This window comes from Ramlibacter tataouinensis (assembly GCF_001580455.1).
Taxonomy (GTDB): domain Bacteria; phylum Pseudomonadota; class Gammaproteobacteria; order Burkholderiales; family Burkholderiaceae_C; genus Ramlibacter; species Ramlibacter tataouinensis_B.
The window spans coordinates 1165498-1183953 of sequence record NZ_CP010951.1; the positions used below are offsets into that span (position 1 = coordinate 1165498).

At 67.8% G+C, this 18456-nt stretch carries 21 protein-coding genes; 2 read left to right on the forward strand and 19 right to left on the reverse strand.

Annotation, left to right across the window (positions count from 1 at the left end):
* Window positions 1–168: 168 nt before the first annotated feature.
* The 5 genes from UC35_RS05680 to UC35_RS05700 all read right to left on the reverse strand — a co-directional run bounded on the left by UC35_RS05680 (window position 169) and on the right by UC35_RS05700 (window position 2577).
* Entirely contained in the window at window positions 169–462 is a 294-nt protein-coding gene (locus UC35_RS05680) for a hypothetical protein (RefSeq protein WP_061497037.1), read from the reverse strand.
* A gap of 114 nt (window positions 463–576) precedes the next feature.
* Complete coding sequence (locus UC35_RS05685; protein ID WP_061497039.1) at window positions 577–1020, reverse strand: pyrimidine dimer DNA glycosylase/endonuclease V; 444 nt, start codon at window positions 1018–1020, stop codon at window positions 577–579.
* A 16-nt stretch (window positions 1021–1036) separates the two neighbouring features.
* Window positions 1037–2017, reverse strand: a complete 981-nt coding sequence (locus tag UC35_RS05690; RefSeq protein WP_061503692.1) for an NAD(P)H-dependent flavin oxidoreductase — start codon at window positions 2015–2017, stop codon at window positions 1037–1039.
* Window positions 2018–2062: 45 nt separating this feature from the next.
* Window positions 2063–2344, reverse strand: coding sequence for a hypothetical protein (locus UC35_RS05695; protein WP_061497041.1), 282 nt, complete (start codon window positions 2342–2344; stop codon window positions 2063–2065).
* A gap of 38 nt (window positions 2345–2382) precedes the next feature.
* Entirely contained in the window at window positions 2383–2577 is a 195-nt protein-coding gene (locus tag UC35_RS05700; RefSeq protein ID WP_061497044.1) for a 4-oxalocrotonate tautomerase, read from the reverse strand.
* Between the two features lie 180 nt (window positions 2578–2757).
* On the opposite strand from UC35_RS05700, the gene UC35_RS05705 reads away from it, so the two are divergent.
* Window positions 2758–4020: a phospholipase D-like domain-containing protein gene (locus UC35_RS05705; RefSeq protein ID WP_082792716.1), complete on the forward strand. Its 1263-nt coding sequence runs from the start codon at window positions 2758–2760 to the stop codon at window positions 4018–4020.
* 31 nt (window positions 4021–4051) lie between these two features.
* Here the strand turns inward: UC35_RS05705 and UC35_RS05710 are convergent, their stop codons facing one another.
* The 11 genes from UC35_RS05710 to UC35_RS24060 form a co-directional block, all read right to left on the reverse strand.
* Complete coding sequence (locus UC35_RS05710) at window positions 4052–4573, reverse strand: YidB family protein (protein WP_061497048.1); 522 nt, start codon at window positions 4571–4573, stop codon at window positions 4052–4054.
* 180 nt (window positions 4574–4753) lie between these two features.
* The gene (gene cysK / locus UC35_RS05715; RefSeq protein WP_061497050.1) at window positions 4754–5734 is read right to left on the reverse strand and encodes a cysteine synthase A; all 981 of its coding nucleotides are present in this window, start codon (window positions 5732–5734) and stop codon (window positions 4754–4756) included.
* A gap of 63 nt (window positions 5735–5797) precedes the next feature.
* Window positions 5798–6502 (reverse strand): Crp/Fnr family transcriptional regulator, encoded by a 705-nt coding sequence (locus UC35_RS05720; protein WP_061497052.1) that lies wholly within the window; start codon window positions 6500–6502, stop codon window positions 5798–5800.
* Window positions 6503–6817: 315 nt separating this feature from the next.
* The gene (locus UC35_RS05725; RefSeq protein ID WP_227820455.1) at window positions 6818–8749 is read right to left on the reverse strand and encodes a cytochrome b N-terminal domain-containing protein; all 1932 of its coding nucleotides are present in this window, start codon (window positions 8747–8749) and stop codon (window positions 6818–6820) included.
* Entirely contained in the window at window positions 8749–10191 is a 1443-nt protein-coding gene (locus UC35_RS05730; protein ID WP_061497056.1) for a cbb3-type cytochrome c oxidase subunit I, read from the reverse strand. The genes UC35_RS05725 and UC35_RS05730 overlap by 1 nt, the downstream gene beginning before the upstream one ends.
* Window positions 10188–10709 (reverse strand): hypothetical protein, encoded by a 522-nt coding sequence (locus UC35_RS05735; RefSeq protein ID WP_061497058.1) that lies wholly within the window; start codon window positions 10707–10709, stop codon window positions 10188–10190. Before UC35_RS05735 ends, UC35_RS05730 begins: the two co-directional genes overlap by 4 nt.
* Complete coding sequence (locus UC35_RS05740) at window positions 10690–11505, reverse strand: SCO family protein (RefSeq protein WP_061497060.1); 816 nt, start codon at window positions 11503–11505, stop codon at window positions 10690–10692. The genes UC35_RS05735 and UC35_RS05740 overlap by 20 nt, the downstream gene beginning before the upstream one ends.
* 10 nt (window positions 11506–11515) lie before the next feature.
* The gene (gene cyoE / locus UC35_RS05745; RefSeq protein WP_061497062.1) at window positions 11516–12412 is read right to left on the reverse strand and encodes a heme o synthase; all 897 of its coding nucleotides are present in this window, start codon (window positions 12410–12412) and stop codon (window positions 11516–11518) included.
* An 18-nt stretch (window positions 12413–12430) separates the two neighbouring features.
* The gene (locus UC35_RS05750) at window positions 12431–14155 is read right to left on the reverse strand and encodes a cbb3-type cytochrome c oxidase subunit I (RefSeq protein WP_061497064.1); all 1725 of its coding nucleotides are present in this window, start codon (window positions 14153–14155) and stop codon (window positions 12431–12433) included.
* Window positions 14156–14174: 19 nt separating this feature from the next.
* Window positions 14175–14714 carry a cytochrome C oxidase subunit II gene (locus tag UC35_RS05755; protein ID WP_061497066.1) on the reverse strand — a complete coding sequence of 180 codons (540 nt, stop codon included), beginning with the start codon at window positions 14712–14714 and terminating at the stop codon, window positions 14175–14177.
* Window positions 14715–14726: 12 nt separating this feature from the next.
* Window positions 14727–14879, reverse strand: a complete 153-nt coding sequence (locus UC35_RS24060) for a hypothetical protein (RefSeq protein ID WP_173861250.1) — start codon at window positions 14877–14879, stop codon at window positions 14727–14729.
* 127 nt (window positions 14880–15006) lie between these two features.
* Here UC35_RS24060 and UC35_RS05760 point away from each other — a divergent pair, with 127 nt between their 5' ends.
* Window positions 15007–15852, forward strand: coding sequence for a COX15/CtaA family protein (locus tag UC35_RS05760; protein ID WP_061497068.1), 846 nt, complete (start codon window positions 15007–15009; stop codon window positions 15850–15852).
* Window positions 15853–15984: 132 nt separating this feature from the next.
* Here the strand turns inward: UC35_RS05760 and UC35_RS05765 are convergent, their stop codons facing one another.
* From UC35_RS05765 to bcrA, 3 genes are read right to left on the reverse strand one after another with little or no spacing between them, the layout of a single operon-like run.
* Window positions 15985–16230, reverse strand: a complete 246-nt coding sequence (locus UC35_RS05765; protein WP_061497070.1) for a YfhL family 4Fe-4S dicluster ferredoxin — start codon at window positions 16228–16230, stop codon at window positions 15985–15987.
* 24 nt (window positions 16231–16254) lie between these two features.
* Window positions 16255–17100, reverse strand: coding sequence for a benzoyl-CoA reductase subunit D (bcrD, locus tag UC35_RS05770; protein WP_061497072.1), 846 nt, complete (start codon window positions 17098–17100; stop codon window positions 16255–16257).
* Window positions 17097–18449, reverse strand: a complete 1353-nt coding sequence (gene bcrA / locus UC35_RS05775) for a benzoyl-CoA reductase subunit A (RefSeq protein WP_061497074.1) — start codon at window positions 18447–18449, stop codon at window positions 17097–17099. The genes bcrD and bcrA overlap by 4 nt, the downstream gene beginning before the upstream one ends.
* Between the last annotated feature and the right edge of the window lie 7 nt (window positions 18450–18456).

The following is an 18456-nucleotide window of genomic DNA, read 5'->3' on the forward strand; positions in this document are numbered from 1 at the left end:
GGACGAGATCCTGAGATGAGCCGCGTTGTCACAGCGCTCGGGCAGGTTGAACGACCGCCCACGTCGCGGCAGGAAGATCGGCTTGGGTCGGTGGCGCGTGAAGACCGGCGCGGTTGCGGGAGAGTCGGCGGACTCACCGGGCCGCTCATCTCCGCTAAGGCTTCATACTCACGTCGGTTTCGCCGCCGCTCGTTGGTCGTTGACGATTCGGGCCTGCGGGGCTTCATCCCGAACGCGCCGCACCCGCCCGAGTTTCAACACAAAGTCACTTTGCCACCAAAATCCCAGCGCGATGGCTGACGCAAGCGGACTCCAGAAGCCGTGCAGACCCAGGACGTCCTTCAGGACTGTTGTAACGCAAACGACGACCGCCGCCGCCCCGGCCAGAGTGACCAGCAGACAGGCGGCCGGACCCAGTTCGTCGAGCTCGAATTGCTGTCTGGTCACCTGCGGTTGATCCATGGGGCGCGCGGTTAAATTGTCTGAACTATCGCCCGCCAATGAATTTCTGCGCCAGCAATCCTTTCCCACCAGAGCCGGGAAATTCCTCCTGAATTTGTACCGGCTCGCGCCGACTCATCCGCCAGCGTAGATGACACGCTCCCACGATTCGATCGGACCCGGCAACACTCGGAACATTGGATGGCACTCGGGAACGCTGATGGCGCGCCACTGCGCCAGCATTGCTGGATTGCGGACCGCCAACTTGCCCAACAGGTGTTCCCACTCGTACCGGACCTGGCCCTCGGTGACGACAAGCGGTTCCTGCAGTCGCCCGCGTCCGATCTTGCTCCGGTCGAATGCGTAGCCACGGCTTATCGCTTCGGCATGAATGCCTTGCAGATAGCAACTGATCGCGGAGCGCGGCGTTGAGTGAGCGAGAAAACGCTCGAGCTGTGGATGGTTCCGATAGCCGCGAGTGCTCCCCCCGAGAACGGCGCGAGCCAACAGCGCCTCGCGCCACAATGCGACAAGGCCTTGGGGATCGAGATACCGTGGGTGCAGGGACCACAGCCGCATCTGAGGCGCCTGACGGTCAGCGGACAACGCAGCCCGAGTGCGAACCCAAGAGCCGGCAGGCCTGCGCGACCATATCCTCGACGATCTGCGCCGCGGGCGGCGCGTCGTGAATGATTCCGGAGACTTCTCCCATCAGGACGCCGGAGTGGTCGGCGTCACCGGCCGCGAACGCAGTCCAAAAGCGTTCATGCTCGACATCGATCGCTGCTTCCAGGTCGCGCTCGCACCCATGCCATTTGGAGACAAAGCTGTTGTTCAGAACGCGAACGACGAACTCCGGATTGGGCCAGTACCGCTTTCGGACCACATCAACCGAGTTCGACTTCACCGTGGCGTCGCCATCGGCGCTGATGATCGCCTGGCGAAATCCTTCCGGCGCCTCCGACTCCCTGCTCGCCAGCAAACGCGTTCCGACCAGAACGCCGTCAGCGCCAAGCATCAGCGCCGCAGCAAGTCCGCGCCCGTCTCCCACGCCGCCTGCAGCGACCAGGACGGTGTCGGGCGAATGCTTGGACAGATAGTCGGCGGCTTCCGGTACGAGCGTGAACAGGCCTCGCAAGCCGCTGTGACCCCCGGCCTCGCATCCTTCGGCGACGATGATGTCGGCGCCCGCTTCGACGGCTTCGCGCAGGTACTTCATCCCCTGCACCTGGCATATCAGCGGCACGCCTTGAGCCTTGATGCGCGACGCGTGCGGTTCGACCTCACCGAAGGACAGCATCAGGGCCGCTGGCCGCTTCGCCAGAACCTGATCGAGCAGCGTGGGGTCTCGTGCCATTGACCAGGTGATGAACCCACAGCCGACCCGGGCGTTTCCCGCCGCGGCGAACTGGCGCTCGAGCCAATCGGCGTCGCCATAGCCGCCGCCGATGATGCCGAGCCCGCCTGCATCCGACACGGCTGCAGCCAACTTGCCGCCCGCCATGACGCCCATGGGGGCAAGAAGCACAGGATGCTTGATCCGGAGCTTCTCGGTCAGCCTGGTCTTGAGTCGCATGGCGTTCAAAAACCTCCATGCTGGTTGTGAAGGCGGCCCAACGCCTCATGCATGAAAGAAGCCCGCAATTGCGATGGCTGCGGCTGTCGCCACCAACCATGCGCCAACGCGCTTGAGCAGCGCCGTGTCCACTGTTCTGGCAGTGGGCTCCCGGCTATGGGCGAAGCCCACGACGAAGGCGTGGGCCGGCAGCACAACCAGAGCCAGGAAGGCCACGATCCAACCGATATTGCCCGCGCCCGATTCGCCGAGCCGTGACCAGAGAGGCGGAACGACGAGCCCTGAGAAGATCCCGGCGAGCGCTGCAGTGATTGGCGTGGGAGACATTCGGACCTTGTATAGCGTAGCCTTTGCAGGAGCCTGACTCAGCCCGACTCTTTTTCCGACCACAGCACCCCGCCCGTCGCCCAGTCGTGGCGCTTGATGTCGTAGAGCAGGACATCGACCGCCTCGGGCTTCGACTTGAGCGTCTCCACGACCGCCTGGGTGAGCGCGTGAACGAGCGCCCGCTTCTGCTCGACCGTGCGGCCCTCCATCAATTCGACGCGGATCGTTGGCATTGAACCTCCTGGGACAAGTTGTTGAATGAAGCGCCGACTTTACCCGCACGTGCTGGAAGCAGCTGCCGGCGACCGCGCGCGCATGCAGGTGGTTGAGCCACAAGCGCCAGGGACGAAACCGGGCAAGGAAAACGCTCAGCGCCTACAAGGCACCGCCGGGCCGGACATTAGCCTAGGCGCATGAGTGCATCCTGGTGGGCAGGCATCAGCGCGGGAGTCGCCGCCGTGATGCTGTTGATCCTTTGGTCGGTGCGCCGGCACCAGCGCCCGCTGCTCAACCTGCGCTCCGATTCCCCCATCGAGGAGCTGATGCCGTCTCTGGCCGGTCTCACCATGGGCCACTGCGCCGAGGGCAATTCGGTGACCGTGCTGGAGAACGGCGAATTCTTCGACGTGCTGCTGGATCGCATCGGGAGCGCCCGTCACTCGGTGCACTTCGAGACTTTCCTGTGGAAGGAAGGGAAGCTCGGGGGCCGGCTTGCAGACGCCCTGTGCCATCGCGCCCGGGCCGGCGTCAACGTGCGCCTGACGCTGGATTTCAACGGCTGCCGAGGGATGGGGCGCGAGGCGCGCCGGCGGCTCGAATCCGCCGGTTGCCGCATCGCGATCTTCCATCCCCTAAGCCTCAAGACCTTGGGCGTGATGAATGACCGCACCCACCGCAAGCTGGTGGTCATCGACGGCCGCGAAGCCTTCGTCGGAGGTCACTGCATCGTCGACGAGTGGCTGGGCAATGCCGAGGACGGCAGGCACTATGCAGATGTGAGCGTGCAGGTGCGCGGGCCCATCGTACACAGCCTGCAGTCGGCCTTCAGCGAGAACTGGGGTGAGGTGACGGGCGAGATGTTCATCGGCAACGACTATTTCCCCGCGCAAGCGCCCGCCGGCGACGTGCGAATCCACGCCGCCTTCCTGAAACCGGATGGCTCGGCGCCGACCGTGAAGATCCTGCACCACGCGGCGCTGTGCCTGGCCAAGCGGCGCCTGTGGATCCAGAACCCCTACTTCATCCCGGAGCGCGAAGCGGTCAAGGCGCTGGCCGAGGCGGTGCAGCGCGGAGTCGACGTGCGCGTGCTCATGCCCTCCACCGGCGGGTCGGACAATCCCATGGTGCAGCATGCGGGTCACCACAACTTCGAGCGCTTGCTGGAGGCGGGCGTGCGCCTGTTCGAGTACCAGCACACCTTGCTGCACCAGAAGGTCATGACGATCGACGGCATCTGGAGCGCCGTCGGCTCGAGCAACTTCGACGACCGTTCGTTCGAAACCAACGACGAGATCACCCTGGGCATCCTCGACGCGGCCGTGGCGGCGCGGCTGGACGCCGTGTTCGAACACTACGCGGCGCGCGCCCGCGAGATCAAGCTGACGCGCTGGCAACACCGACCGCTCGGCCACCGGCTGCTGGACCGGGTGTGCTACGGGTTCAAGGAGTTGTTGTAGTTGCTGTAGTCGACAACCCGGATGCGAACGCTCACCTGGACGCCTGGCGCGCAAATGCGTCGATGCTGGCGAGCAACTGGTCCTGGGCCGGCATGTGCCCTTCGGGGGTCAAGCGATCCACCATGTCGGGAAGCAGTTCGGAAAGACCTGCCCGCGCCTGGTCCTCGCTGACTCCTGCCTGGCTGGCGATCGCCGCCAGCTTTTCCGGCCCCAGGATGTCCGACCACGCCTGCGGCTGAAGCGGCTCGTTGGGGCCGGTACTCACCCAGGAGTTGGCTTGTTGACCATAGCCGGTTCGCGTCAGCTGCTCAAGCAGCCCGCCCAGTCCACCTAGCCCACCTAGCCCACCCGGCCCAGCCTCACCCGATCCGCCGAAGGGCGAAGACGCAGCACCTCCCATCCCGCCGCCCTGCCGATTGGCCAGCATCCCGAGCACGACGGGCAGCAGGGCGATCAACACACTGCTCATGCCGCCACCGGCGGCCTGGCCCATCGGTTGACGCCCTTGGCTGTTCCCCGCGAGTCCACCGAGAATTTGATCGAGCAAGCCCATGTTGCACTCCAATGCCTGGATTGAGGGTCGACATCCTGTACCCGAAGCGCCCTCCGACGCAAGGCCGTAGTGTTCGTAGCCCCAGCCCGTAGCCCCAGCCTCCCAGCCATGAGCTGAGCATTGCGCCGAACTGGTGCCCGAGGTGGGCCAAGAGCCTGCGGCGCTCAGCGCCCGGTGCAGTCAGCCGCCGACGGGCTGCCCCGATGCGTCGAACATGCCATCGAACAGCGCCGAACTCAGGTAGCGTTCACCTGAATCCGGAAGGATCACGACGATGGTCTTCCCGGCGTGCTCCGGCTTCTTCGCCCAGCGCACCGCCGCGGCCACCGCGGCGCCGCAGGAGATTCCCGAAAGGATCCCCTCTTCCTGCGCGAGACGGCGCGCGTAGACCAGGGCCTCCTCGTTGCTCACCTGCTCGATCGCATCGACCAGGGTCAGGTCCAGCACTTCGGGCACGAAGCCCGCGCCGAGACCCTGGAGCTTGTGCGGCGCCGGCTTGAGTTCCTCGCCATTGCGGGTCTGGGTCAGCACCGGGCTGGCCGAAGGCTCAACCGCGACCGAGACGATGGGCTTGCGGCGGGTGCGCTTGAAATAGCGCGACACGCCCGTGATGGTCCCGCCCGTGCCTACGCCCGAGACGAAGATGTCCACGTCGCCGCCGGTGTCGGCCCAGATCTCCGGCCCGGTGGTGGCCTCATGAATCGCCGGATTCGCCGGGTTCTTGAATTGTTGGAGCAGCACGTACTTCGGGTGCGACGCGGCGATCTCCTCGGCTTTCGCGATCGCCGCTCTCATGCCCTTGACGCCCTCGGTCAGCACCAGCCTGGCGCCGTAGGCGAGCAGCAGCTTGCGCCGCTCGATGCTCATGGTGTCGGGCATGGTCAGCGTGATCGGAATGCCGCGGGCGGCGGCGACGAACGCGAGCGCGATGCCCGTGTTGCCGCTGGTGGGCTCCACGATCTCCTTGCCGGGGCCGAGCAGGCCGCGGTTTTCGGCATCCCAGACCATCGCCGCGCCGATGCGGCACTTCACCGAGTACGCGGGATTGCGGCCCTCGATCTTGGCGAGCACGGTGGCGCGGGCGCCGTCCGTCACTCTCGACAGCCTGACGAGCGGCGTGCGCCCAATGGCTTGCGAGTTGTCGGCATAGATTTGGCTCACGGGGACTCCTCTCATTTCTGGCTCATGGCAGGGCTCGGCCGCCTCGCCCGACTCCTCCGACTCCTATTGCATCTGGTACGCGGCCAGCGCCTTCGGGTCCAGGATCCGGATGTCACGCCGCTCGATCTGGATCAGGCCTTGCGACTCCAGTTCGTGCAGCACGCGCGAGAAATATTCGGGGGTGAGCGACAGGCGGGAGGCGATCGTGGCCTTGCTGACCGGCAGCGAGACATCGACCGGTCCGTGGGGCTCGGCGCCTTCCACGACGTCGCGCAGCAGATAGCCGATGATGCGCTGCGCGCCGGTGCACAGGGTGTAGTCCTCCACGTCGCGCACCAGCCCGTGCAGCCGGCGCGCCATGCCGGCCAGCATGCGCAGGCAGAAGCGCGGGTCGCGCTCGATCTCGCCAAGCACCGCCTTCTTGGACACGCTCACCACCAGCGCGTCGGTCACGGCCTGGGCATTCACGATGTAGGGGCGGCCGGTGAACATCAGCGCTTCGGCGAAACTGCCCCGCGGGCCGATGATCTCGATGACCTTTTCCTGGCCGACCGCCGACAGCGCGTACAGCTTCACCTGGCCGATCACGGTGACGTGAAACTCCTCGCAAGGCTCGCCGACGCGGAACACGTGCTGCCCGCGCGCGAGCCGCCGGATCGTGCAGCCCTCGGCGATGCGCATGAGCTCGGCCGGCGCCACGTCATGAAACAGCGGCAGCGCCGACAGGTAGCGCGGCAGGTCGAAGCTGGGTCGGACCTGGTTGTCCATGGCGTCTTCCGTTGGGCGCCCACAGGCGCCGATAGCCTGAAGTTTTGGCCCAAACGGCAGAAGTCGATTTGCGACAGGTCAACTAGGGCCTATTAACACTATGAGAGGGCGCGCGCCGGTGGCTGGCAGGCTGCAGGGCTAGGCGCGGCCGAGGCCGTGTGCTCGCGCACACAACGAGGCCGCAACGACGCCCTGCGGCCTGCCAGCCACCGGCCCGAAGGGTGACCCATGAAACGGGCGCCCTCGGCGTTGCAAATGCTCGCCGGGGTCCCACCCCGGCTGTGCTTTGCGCCTTGATGGCGCCCGTTTCCTGGGTCACGCGAGCCCTCCCATAGCGTTAACAGGCCCTAGCTTCATTGCGGGGCTGAAGGCGTCCGAAAAGCAGGATTGCTCGTCCAGCCCGCGTGCCAGGAAGGCGCCGACGGCGGCATCGACCATGCGCACCGAGCCGCAAACGTACACCTCATGGCCCTCCAGTTGCGGAAAATCGGCCAGCATCGCCTCGTGCACCAGGCCGGTCCGGCCCTGCCAGCCGTCCCCGGGCTGGGGCTCCGAAGCGACGGCAGCAAAATGGAAGTTGGGGTGCTCGGCCTCCCAGCGCCGCAGCAGGTCCAGCATGTAGAAGTCCTGCGGACGCCGCACGCCCCAGTACACATGGATGCTGCGCTGGATACCGCGGTGGAACGCGTCCTCCACGATGCTCTTCACCGGGGCAAAACCCGTCGCGGCGGCGACCAGCAGAATGGGACGCTCGCCCTCCCGCAGCGTGAACCGGCCGAACGGGCCTTCGAAGCGCACCGTGTCGCCCTGGCTCATCTGGGTGAACACCTGCGTCGTGAACCGGCCCCCGGGGATGCGGCGCACGTGCAGTTCGATGGACGCGTTCTCGTGCGGCGCATTGGCGAACGAGAACGCCCGCCGCTGCCCGTCCTCGAGCACGATGTTGATGTACTGCCCGGCCGCGAAGCGGATGCGCTCGCCGCCTTCCGGGGCCAGCCGGATCCGCATGACCTCGGGCGCGAGCCGCTCCATCGCCTCCACGCGCGCGAGGTGCTGCGGCTGTTCGGCCGCAGCCGTCGCCAGCGGTGCATCGACGTCGATCACCACGTCGCCCGCCGGCACCGCGCAGCACATCAGCGCCTTGCCCAGCGCGCGCAACTCGCCCGGCAGCGCCGAGGGCTGGTAGGCGCGGTGCTCGACCGGCCCGTGCTCGACGGTGCACAGGCACAGCCCGCAGGCGCCGTTGCGGCATTCGTACGGCAGCGCCAGCCCTTCGCGCAGGCCGGCGTCGAGCACGGTCTCGTCGGCGCGCACCTGCAGCCGTGCCTCCGCGCCGTCCGCGCCATGGACCACCAGCTCGTGTCCTCCCCCGCGCCGGCCGCGGCGCATCGGCCACCAGGGGATGCAGCCCAGGACCAGGGTCGCGATGGCGGCGAATGCCCAGACCTCGCCGAGGGGCCAGGAGGCCATCAAGGGCAGCAGCGCGAGGTAGTACCAGTCCAGCGCCACGGCCGTGACCGCGCGCGAGAAGTCCGCCGGTCCGCCCTGGCTGACCACCGGCTGCGCCAGCGAGAGCAGCAGCAGCGCCGCTGTGGTGCCGAGCGCGATCGGCCGGGGCGGTGAGGTCCTGGCCTTGGGGACCCGCTGCACATGCACCCACATCAGCAGCAGCAGCGCCAGCGGCAGCCCGATGTGCAGGAAGGACAGCAGCGAGAAGAAGCGGTCGCTCACACTGCTGGCGTACATGAAGTTGCGCATCAGCGTGCCGCCAAAACTGGGCAGCCAGTCGAACCACTCGAAGCTCGCGGTGACCACGAACTGCGCGAGCTGGTCCCAGGGCAGCATGTAGCCGTTGATCCCGGAGGCGAAGACCAGCCAGATCAGCCCCACGCCGGTGACCCAGGCGAACCAGCGGTAGCCGTGGAAGCGGTCGAAGGCGAAGTGGCGCACCAGGTGGACTGTCATGGCGACCACCATCGCGTCCGAGGCATAGCGATGCAGGCTGCGCAGGATGCCCCCGGCGAACCACTGGCCGTGGGTCAGCGACTCCACCGACGCATGCGCCTCGGCGACGCCCGTCTCGAAGAACACGTACAGGTAAAGCCCGCTGCCGGCGACCAGCCAGAACAGGAAGAAGGCGAGCGCCCCCAGGTGGTAGAAGGGATTGAGCCGATTGCCGAAGGCGGTGTTGAACGCCCCCTCGACGCCCAGGAACATCCGCTGCAGCAGGCCTTGCAGCCAGCGCATCAACGCACCCCCTGCAGCGCGCCCGTGGCGGCGTGGCTGCCCCGCATCGCGCGCAGCACCACCACGATGAACAGCAGCCCGCCGACGATGGCGACGGCGCCGCCGGCGCCCATCAGCCCCATGCCGGCGACCTCCGCCGTGCTGCGCAGCACCTGTTCGGCGCCCGCCACCTTGCGCTGCACGCCGTAGCCGCCCGACCATACCAGCCCCACGATGTGCATCAGCTGCCCCACCGCGTAGATCCAGGGCTGGCAGGTGGCGAGCCTGCCCTGCGGCGCCGCATGGCCGAGCACCGGCAGCAGCTTGTAGACCAGCCCCATGAAGGCCAGGGTGACGCCGACGATGCAGCCGTGGTAATGCGCGGGAATGCGCACGTTGCTGCCCGAGATGAAGATGCCGATCAGGCCGCCGGCGGCGAACAGCAGCACCGAAGACAGCAGCGCGGCACGCCACGGCCTGGCCTGCGGGGCGATGCGGCGCAGCCCCAGCACGCCGACGATGGCGGCCAGGCCCACCGGCAGGATGGATACGCCGCCGCCCAGGCGCATGGCCCAGGTGAGCAGCGCGCGATGCTCGACCGAGCCCACGTCGTGGGCGAGGTAGGCGACCGGCGTCACGAACACGCTGGCCAGCGCCAGCGCGAACATCAGGATCGCCAGGCGCGGGCTGAGCGGCAGCTGCGCGCCGCAGGCACTCGCCAGCCAGAGCCAGCCGGCCAGCATCAACAGCGTCCAGGTGAACTGCAGCACATGGCCGCCGCCCCAGAACAGGATCTCGTAGTAGGCCTTGCCCTCCAGCGACGAAGGCACGACGGCGTACGACCAGGCGAAGGCGAACAGGGCGACCGCCGTCGCCACCGCCGCGGCATTCAGCCCGAAGCGCAGGGCGCCGCTGCCGTCGAAGGCGAAGCCCAGGCGCGGCGCATGCAGCAGGGTGTGCAGCACCAGCAGCGCCACGCCCAGCGCGAAGGCCACCAGCCCGCCGATGAAGAGCGGCGCCGTCAGCATCGGGATGTAGTTGGCCATCACCGGCTCGCCCGCCCCCGCGAACGGCGCCAGCGCCATCGCCGCGGTGCCGGCCCCGGCGAGCGCCAGCGCCGCCCAGCCGCAGCGCATCCGCGCCGGTCCGGAGTTGAGGCTCCACAACATGCCCGCGATCGCGACGAACCAGACCAGCACGGAGAGGTCGACGTGCGCCACCAGCGCCACATGGAAGAAGTCGGCCGCCGGCAGCCAGCGGTTGACGCCGGGCGTGCGCGAGATCACCAGCAGGATGGAGAACAGGCCCGAGCCGACGAGCGCGGCCATGCCCAGCCACAGCCAGCCGCGCGCCAGCGCCAGGCGCGCGTCCTGCGGCACGGCAAAGGCATAGTGGGCGCGCGGCTGCGCCGGCGCGGGTGCGGCGCGACGCGGCGCCGGGGCGAGAACGGTGGAGAGGCTCATGTCAGCTTGATGCCGCCCGTGGCGGCATCGAAATCGATGACCAGGACCTGCGCGGGGCTCAGGCGCACCGTCGCCTCGCGCACGTGGTTGAAGGCTTCGCCCGGCGCGTCGCGCAGGCGCACGCTGATGCGGTGCTCGCCCGCCGGCAGCTCGAGGCGGTGGTACACCGAGGAAGCGCCGTCGCGCGACAGGCCCGAAGGCGGCGCCACCCGGCTCAGGACGGGCCGGCCGTCGATGGCGACCTCGATCGCCACCGGCAGCCGCTCGCGCCCGCACTTCATCGGCGCCCGCATGTTGGGCGGCATCTTCGCGAGCTCCTCGGCCGTATAGGCGCGGCAGGGCTGCGCGCGCGCGCCGTGGTGGATGAAGCTCACCTTGACGACCGCGACATCGGGCGCCAGCGCCTCGTAACGTGGCCAGTGCGAGAACACGCCCAGCACCGCCGCGAACAAGCCATAGCCGGCCGCCTGGCCGGCCCAGGCTTTCCAGTGTTTCTTTTCAGCGAGTGCGCGTGGCATGACGTCGCTCCCGGCGCCGCGTCCACCACTCGTTGAGCATGTACAGCGCCATGAAGAAAATGAAGGTGATGCCGCCCGCGATCTCCAGCGCCAGCGCATAGTCGACGCGGTAGGTGCCGGTGGCGGGGTCGTACACGGTGCACAGGATCCGGATGCGCTCCACGATGGCCTCGATCGGTCCCAGCGTGGCAGGCTCCAGGCTCTGGCCGGCCAGCAGGGGCTCGAGCGCCTGCGCCAGCGCCTGCGCCTCGGGCTTGTCGCCGTAGACCTGCCGGACGATGCGCCCGTCGCCGTCGAGCAGCGAGACCTGCAGTACATGGCTGAAGCCGCCCGTGGTGGCGGCGTAGCGAAAGCCGAAGTCGGCCGTGACCCTGGGCACGACCGCCGCGGGGGCGCTGAGGAACTCCCAGTCGGGGCGGTCGATCCGGTGCTGCAGCGCGAAGGCCTTCATCGCCTGCGGCGAATCGGCCGGCTGGTTGAAGCCGATGCTCACCACCCGAAAGGCGCCCTCGCCAAAGCGCGCGTGCAGCGCCGCGACCGCCTCGTCCAGCTGGCGGGTGTTGGTCGGGCAGACCTGGAAGCAGCCCGTGTAGATGAAGCTCACCAGCAGCGGCTTGCCGCGGTAGGACGCGAGCCGCACGGCGCGGCCCTCCCGGTCCAGCAGCACCTGGTCGGCCACCGTGCGGCCCAGTACCGCCTGGCTCGCGCGCATGGCGTCGCCCGCGTCCAGCACGGCGACCTCCTGCGCACAGGCGAGCAAGGGGGCCAGGGCAAGCAGTGCCAACAGCCGGCGCACGCGAAAACTCCTATCTCAACCAGGCGTCGATCGAGGCGGCGACGAGCAAGGTGCTGAGGTGGACGAGCGAGCCGAAGAACGCGGCCATGGCCGTGTCGCGCGAAGGTGAACGTGCGAGCCGCCACGACTTGCCGATAAAAAAGGCGCCAGCCGCGGCCGCTCCCACTGCATACACCCATCCCTGACCAAAGATGAGCGGCGCGGCCGACGCAAGCACCAAGCTGATGGTGCAACCGAAGACAGTACGCGCCGCCTTCGCGTCGCCGGCGACGACGGGCAGCATGGGCACGCCGGCTGCTTCGTAGTCCGCGCGATTGGCGATCGCGAGGCTCCAGAAGTGCGGCGGCGTCCAGAGGAACAGGATCAGCGCGAAGGCCCACGCGACCGCGGGCGGAGACGGGTCGGCGGCGGCGGCGCCGGCGAGCACCGCGAAGCTGCCGGCCAGCCCGCCGATCACGATGTTCCAGGGCGTGCGGCGCTTCAGCCACAGCGTGTAGACCACGCCGTAGAAGAAGGCACCGAGGAACACGTACACGGCCGCGGCGGCATTGAGCGCGGCCCAGGCGAGCGCCACGCCGGCCACCAGCAGCAGCGCCATCACGAGCAGCCAGGCCGGGTGGTGCGGCAGCGCGCCGGTCGCGAAGGCGCGGCCGCGCGTGCGCCGCATCAGCCGGTCGGCCTCGTACTCGACGAACTGGTTGAAGGCGCCCGCGGCCGCCGATGCGATCAGCACCGACAGTGCCAGCGCTGCCACCTGCACCTTGCCGAGGGCCGCGCCCGGCGTCACCGCCAGCCCGACCAGCGCCGTGATCATGATCAGCATGCCGATGCGCAGCTTGAACAGCGAGACCACGTCGCGGGCCAGCGCCGCGCCCCGGGACCTAGAGGGGATGACTACGGTGTCCATGCGGCAGACCGGCAACGATCAGGACAGGCCCCAGAGCTGGCCGAGGTACTTCCAGTTGATGAAGTAGTACAGCACGAAGGACACCAGGAACACCATCGCCAGCACGAAGGTGCCCGGCGCGGCGAAGCCCGCGGAGCCGTAGGTCTGCGCGGCCACGCTGGGCGCGGTCCTCGGCACCGGGGTGCCGATCGCCGTCGCCTTGCCGCCTTCGAGCTTCTTGCCGAACAGCAGCGAGGCCACCGTCACCAGGATGTAGATGCCGCCGCCCGCGATCGCCACCACGCCGGCCACGCCCACCAGGCCCATCATCAGGTAGGCGGCGCCGGGCCACTCGTAGGCCAGCGCGTGGCCCTGGAAGGCCATGTCCCAGTGGCGGCGCGAAACGCCCAGCGTGCCCGCGCCCATCATCACCAGGCAGAAGAAGTACATCGAGAAGCCGAACAGGTAGGGCTGCAGCTGGGCGAGCTTCGGGAACATCACCTCCCGCTTGAACAGCGCCGGGATCAGGAAGTAGGTGATCGCCATGAAGGTCAGCGTGGTGCCGACGACGACGGTCGCGTGGAAGTGGCCCGGCACGTAGATGGTGTTGTGGATCAGCATGTTGAGCTGTTCCGTGCCCATCATCACGCCCGAGATGCCGCCCAGGAAGCCGAAGCCGATGATCGCGATGAAGACGCCGGCGAAGGTCGGGTCGCCCCAGGGCGCCTTGCGCAGCCACTCGAACAGGCCGCGCGTGTAGCCCTTCTGCCGCTGCGCGACTTCGATCGCGCCGGGGATCGTCAGGCCGTGGATCATGGAGGCCAGCACCGCGAAGTACATGAAGTAGCTGGTGTTGACCACCTTCCAGCTGGTGGACATGCCGGGGTCGGCCAGCAGGTGGTGCGCGCTCGCCAGCTGCAGGAACAGGATGTACAGCAGGAAGGCGCCGCGGCTCACGCGCTCGCTCATCGGCTTGGCGCCGAAGGCGATGGCGGCGGCGGCGTACCACAGCGCGATGTGCGCCGAGACGTTGATCTGCTGCGACGAGTGGCCGAAGGCCCACCAGATCGTGCGGTAGACCAGCGGATCCACTTCCTTGACCAGCCCCACCGACATCAGGAAGGTCGGGATGAGGATGATCGCGCCCGAGGCGATGGTGAAGACCGCGATGATGGCGGCCGTGACGGCGCCGAAGGTCACCAGCGGGACCGAGCCCTGGTAGGTCTTCTCGCGCTTGGCCACGACCAGCGTGCCGAAGAACACGAAGCAGGCGATCAGCGCGCCGACGGCGAACAGGATCAGGCCCAGGTAGAACGCCGGCGACGCCATCATCGGCACGTAGGAGGTCATCATGACGCTCGAGCCGCCCTGGAACACCGCGACGTTGTTGGTCACGGCGCCGATGAGCATCAGCGCGAACGCCAGCCAGGCCCAGTTGGGCGCGGCAAGCCGGCATCGCAATAGCGTCGATGACGCGAAGTACAGCACCGCGATCTCGAAAAAGATGATCCAGAAGATCAGCATGTCGATGCCGTGGGCGGTGAGCACCATGTAGAAGGTGTCGGCGGGCAGCCAGTGGATGGCGGGCCAGCGGGTCAGCACCACGCCGATCGCCAGCAGGCCGCCGACCAGCAGGGCGACCACCGCGGTGAAGGCGTTGACGATCATCAGGCGCTCGGCGCGCGCTTCGAATTGCAGGCCGGTGCGCGGGCAGGTGCGGTAGCTGGTCTGCGACGCGGTCTGGACGGGAAGGACGGCAGTCATGTTCTCGTTCCTCCTCGGATTACTTGACGTAGATGCGGCCCACCATCGTGTGGTGGTTGATGCCGCAGTATTCGTTGCACACGATCGAGAAGGTTCCCGACTGGTTCGGCGTGACCTTGACCACATGCTCGTAGCCAGGCACCACCTGGATGTTGAGGTTGCTCGGCTGCAGCGAGAAGCCGTGGTTGTAGTCCAGGGCCGTCAGGTGCAGCTTGTAGGTCTTGCCCTTCTCCAGCTCGAGGATGGGCCACCAGGACCACAGGCGCGCGACCAGGTAGACGTCGCTGCCTTCGGGCGGCGCCACGACCGGCACCTTCTGCTCGGTCTCGGTGCGCACGGTGTACTTGTCGACGACGGCCTGTGCCTTCGCCGTGAACTTGTCCGGCGTGGTCTTGTACGTCTCGGTCGACAGGTTCTGCTTACCGTAGACGTGCCAGTAGACCATCATGAAGAACATCACCATGCACCAGACAAAGGCGATGACGATCCAGGTTCCTTCGACGCGGTCCAGCGGATGCTTCCACCAGAGGCGCTCTGCGGGCGGATGAATGGCGCTCATGAGACGGCTCCTTTACTTGCCCACGGGAATGGTCAGGATGTCGATCACGCCCCACAGCGTGTAGACCAGCATCGGGATCAGCACGCCGAGGAACAACAGGAGAAAGGGGTTGTCCAGCAGCTGCTGCATCAGTGGCACGGGGCCGTCGTCGTCTTCATGGCTCATGGGTTGCTCCTCGGGATGTTGTGCGTACCGTCATGTTTGCCCGAGTGCCGCACTCGGACATTGAACTAAAACAAGTTTTGGTTCGGCAGCAGATGCCTTTCGTCACGCCCGCGACTAGGATGCGCGCATGCAAACGCCTGACCCGCGGCTCACCCTCATGCGCCGGCTCGCCTGGACCTGCGTCGCCCTGTTGCTGGCGATCACCACCCTGAGCGCCTTCATCCGCCTGTCGCGGGCCGGCGTCGGCTGCGAGCCCTGGCCGCAATGCCATGCGCAGCGCCAGCTCATTCCCGCAACGCAGCTTGCGGCAGCGGACACGCCGGAGGTGGCGCACGCGCGCATCGCCCATCGAATCCTGGGCGGAGCAGCCGTGCTGCTCATGATCGTGCTGCTGGTGCAGGCGTGGTCGCGAACACCGGTGTACAAGGAACAAGGACAGCTCGCCGCGGCGATGCTGCTGCTGGGTCTGTTCCTCGCAATCCTCGGTCGCACGGCGGGCGATCCCCGAGTCCCAGCGGTCGTGGCGGCCAATCTGCTCGGCGGCTTCTCGACCTTGGCGCTGGCCTGGCGGCTGGCGCTCTCATGTGACGGTGGCCACGGGCGGGCGCCCCCCACCCGCAAGGCCAGACACTTCCTGGTCGCAGCGCTGATGCTCCTTGCATTGCAAGTGGCACTGGGCGGCCTATTGAGCGCGTCCGAAGGGCCGGGCCGCTGCGGCGAATCCCTCCTGTGCAGCGGGCACCGGCTCTCGGGCGTCGCGACGGTGGTGGCGAGCGCGCTCGCCGGCGCGGCGGCATGGCGGCCCGGTGGCTTCGCTGCCCGCGCGGTGCTGCCGCTGGCGGCGGTCCAGGCCGCGCTGGGGCTGGCCCTGCTCGGCAGCCAGGTCACGCTCCTCCTCGTGCTCGCGCACAACGTGATCGCCGCCGTGCTGGCCGCCGTGCTTTTCGGTCTGGTCTCCGTTCCCCGCAGATAAGGAGTCGCCCGGTGGTTGCTCCCTCTCCCCTCGGAGAGAGGGCCCGGGGTGTGGGGCTGCGGCCGTCGTGCCCTCAAGCCCTCACCCCCACCCTCTCCCGCAAGCGGGAGAGGGAGTGCTGCGCCGCCGGGGTCAGCCGTGCAGCGACTCGTACTTCGCCTGCAGCTCTTCGGGCGACTCGACGAAGTCCGGGTGCTGCACGATGCAGTCGGCCGGGCACACCAGCTTGCACTGCGGCTCGTCCTCGGCGCCGACGCATTCAGTGCAGCGCAGCGGATCGATCACGTAGACGATCTCGCCGACGCTGATCGCCTCGTTCGGGCACACCGGGCGGCACGCGTCGCATGCGGTGCAGTTTTCGGTGATGGTCAATGCCATGGTCGTCTCCTTGCACTTCCTCGTTCAGGCGGTCGCCCGCTCTTCCAGCTCGCGCAGCTTCTGGTGGCGGTAGGCGCCCCACAGGGCCGCGCCGATGGCGCCGGCGTAGATCGAGTCCGGATGGCTGTTCGCCTGCACGGACACCTTCTCGTTCGACATCTCCTCCTGCACGGCCGCCAGCAGGCCGGCGTCGAGCGCCAGGCCACCGGTCAGCAGCGCGGTGCCGCTCTTGATGCCCGTCACCTTCAGCAGCTTCACGATGCGCGACGCCATCGACAGGTGGATGCCCTTGAGGATGTCGGGCGTGGAAATGCCGCGGCTGACCATGTTGATCACGTCGGTCTCGGCCAGCACGGCGCAGATCGAGCTGACCTTCTCCGGGTCCTGCGAACTCCTGGACAGCGCGCCGATCTCCTCGACCGCCACGCCCAGGTAGCGCGCGATGTTCTCCAGGAACTGGCCCGAACCCGACGCGCACTGGCTGGTCATCTTGTACGACAGCACCTTGCCGCGCTCGTCGACGTAGATCGCCCGGCCGTTGAGCGCGCCGACGTCCACCACGGCGCTGATGCCCGGCTGCAGGAACACGCCGCCGCGGGCGTGCGTCGTCATCGAGTAGAAGTGGCCGGTCGCGAACTTCACGTTCTCGCCTTCGCCCGTGGTCGCGATGTAGTCGATGTCGTCCTGGTCCAGGCCGGCCTGCGCCAGCACGGTCTCCATGCCCTCGCGCGCCAGCGTGAGCGGGTCGCGCCGGCGGATCCGCTCGCAGGACTTGGCCAGCCAGGTCGCCGAGCCGTCTTCTTCGACGCGGAACAGCGTGCTCTTGACGGCGCCGGAGCCGACGTCGATGCCGATGGTATACGTGCTCATGCTGTTGCCTCCTCTTTCGCTTCCGCGGTCTTGCCTTCGTCCATCACGGCGCGCTGCGCGAACGTCGCCGCCCCGAGCGCCCCGGTGTAGATGGAATCCGGGTCGATGTTGATCTGCAGCTGCCCGTAGTTCTCGAACACGAGCTCGGTGAGCGCCTTGACGGCCGCCTCGTTCTTGGCCACGCCGCCGGTGAAGGTGAACTGGTCGCGGATGCCGCCCGAGCGCGCCAGGATGGACATCGCACGCAGGATGATGGCCCGGTGCAGGCCGGCCATGATGTCCTCACGCTTGTCGCCCAGCGCCAGCCGGTCGCGCAGCTCGGCGCCGGCGAACACGGTGCAGGTCGAGTTGATGCGGATCGCCTTGGTCGACTTCATCGCCATCGGGCCGAGCTCGTGCAGGCCCATGTTCATCTCGTCGGCGATGTAGCCCAGGTAGCGGCCGCAGCCGGCGGCGCAGCGGTCGTTCATCTGGAAGCTCTCGACGATGCCGTTGGGGTCCACCTGGATCGCCTTGGTGTCCTGGCCGCCGATGTCCAGCACCGTGGCCGTCTTCGGGTACATCACGTGCGCGCCCAGGCCGTGGCACAGGATCTCGCTGCGGATGTGCTCCTTCGAGAACGGCAGGCGCGCGCGGCCGTAGCCGGTGCCCACCACATAGGTCTCCTCCAGCTCGGTGTCCAGCACGCCCTTGATCGGCGCCTCCACCTGGGCCCGGCGCGCCGCCGTCTCGGGCAGCGCGGCGAATGTGCGCTCCAGCGCCGCCAGCAGGTGGCGCCGCACCGAGTCGGCGTACACGCGGTTCTCGACTTCGATGATGGAGCGGTCGAACAGGTTCAGCAAGAAGTCGTAGCGCGTGCCGCTCTCCTTGGCCACGGTTTCGCCGATGGCCAGGTACTGGCTGCCGGCGATGTCGCGGAAGAAGTCGCTCTTGCGCTTGGCGCCCGGCGCGAACAGCGAGGGGGCCTCCTGCTGCAACTGGCGGAACACTTCAGCGAGCGCTTCGCCGACCTGGCCGGTGGCCGCGCCGAAATGGGCTGTCTGCAGGTTGCGCCGGCAGGTCTCATCGAGGTCGGCGAGCTGCTCGATGTACTGCTCCGAGCGGAAGTCGCGCTCCAGCTGCTCCAGGAAGCCGTTGAGCGAGCCGTTCAGCGCGTTCGTGTTGGACAGCGCCTGCCGGAACAGGTAGAAGCGCCCATTCAGCAGCGCCTCGGTCTTGGCGACCGTGGCCGCCGTGTCGTAGTTGGAGCGCGAGTTCGTGATGCCGCGCCCGATCACGTTCTGGTTCTCGTCGATGGCCACCGCCTTGGTCGTCGTCGAGCCGAGATCGATTCCGATGAAACAACGCATGTGAGGG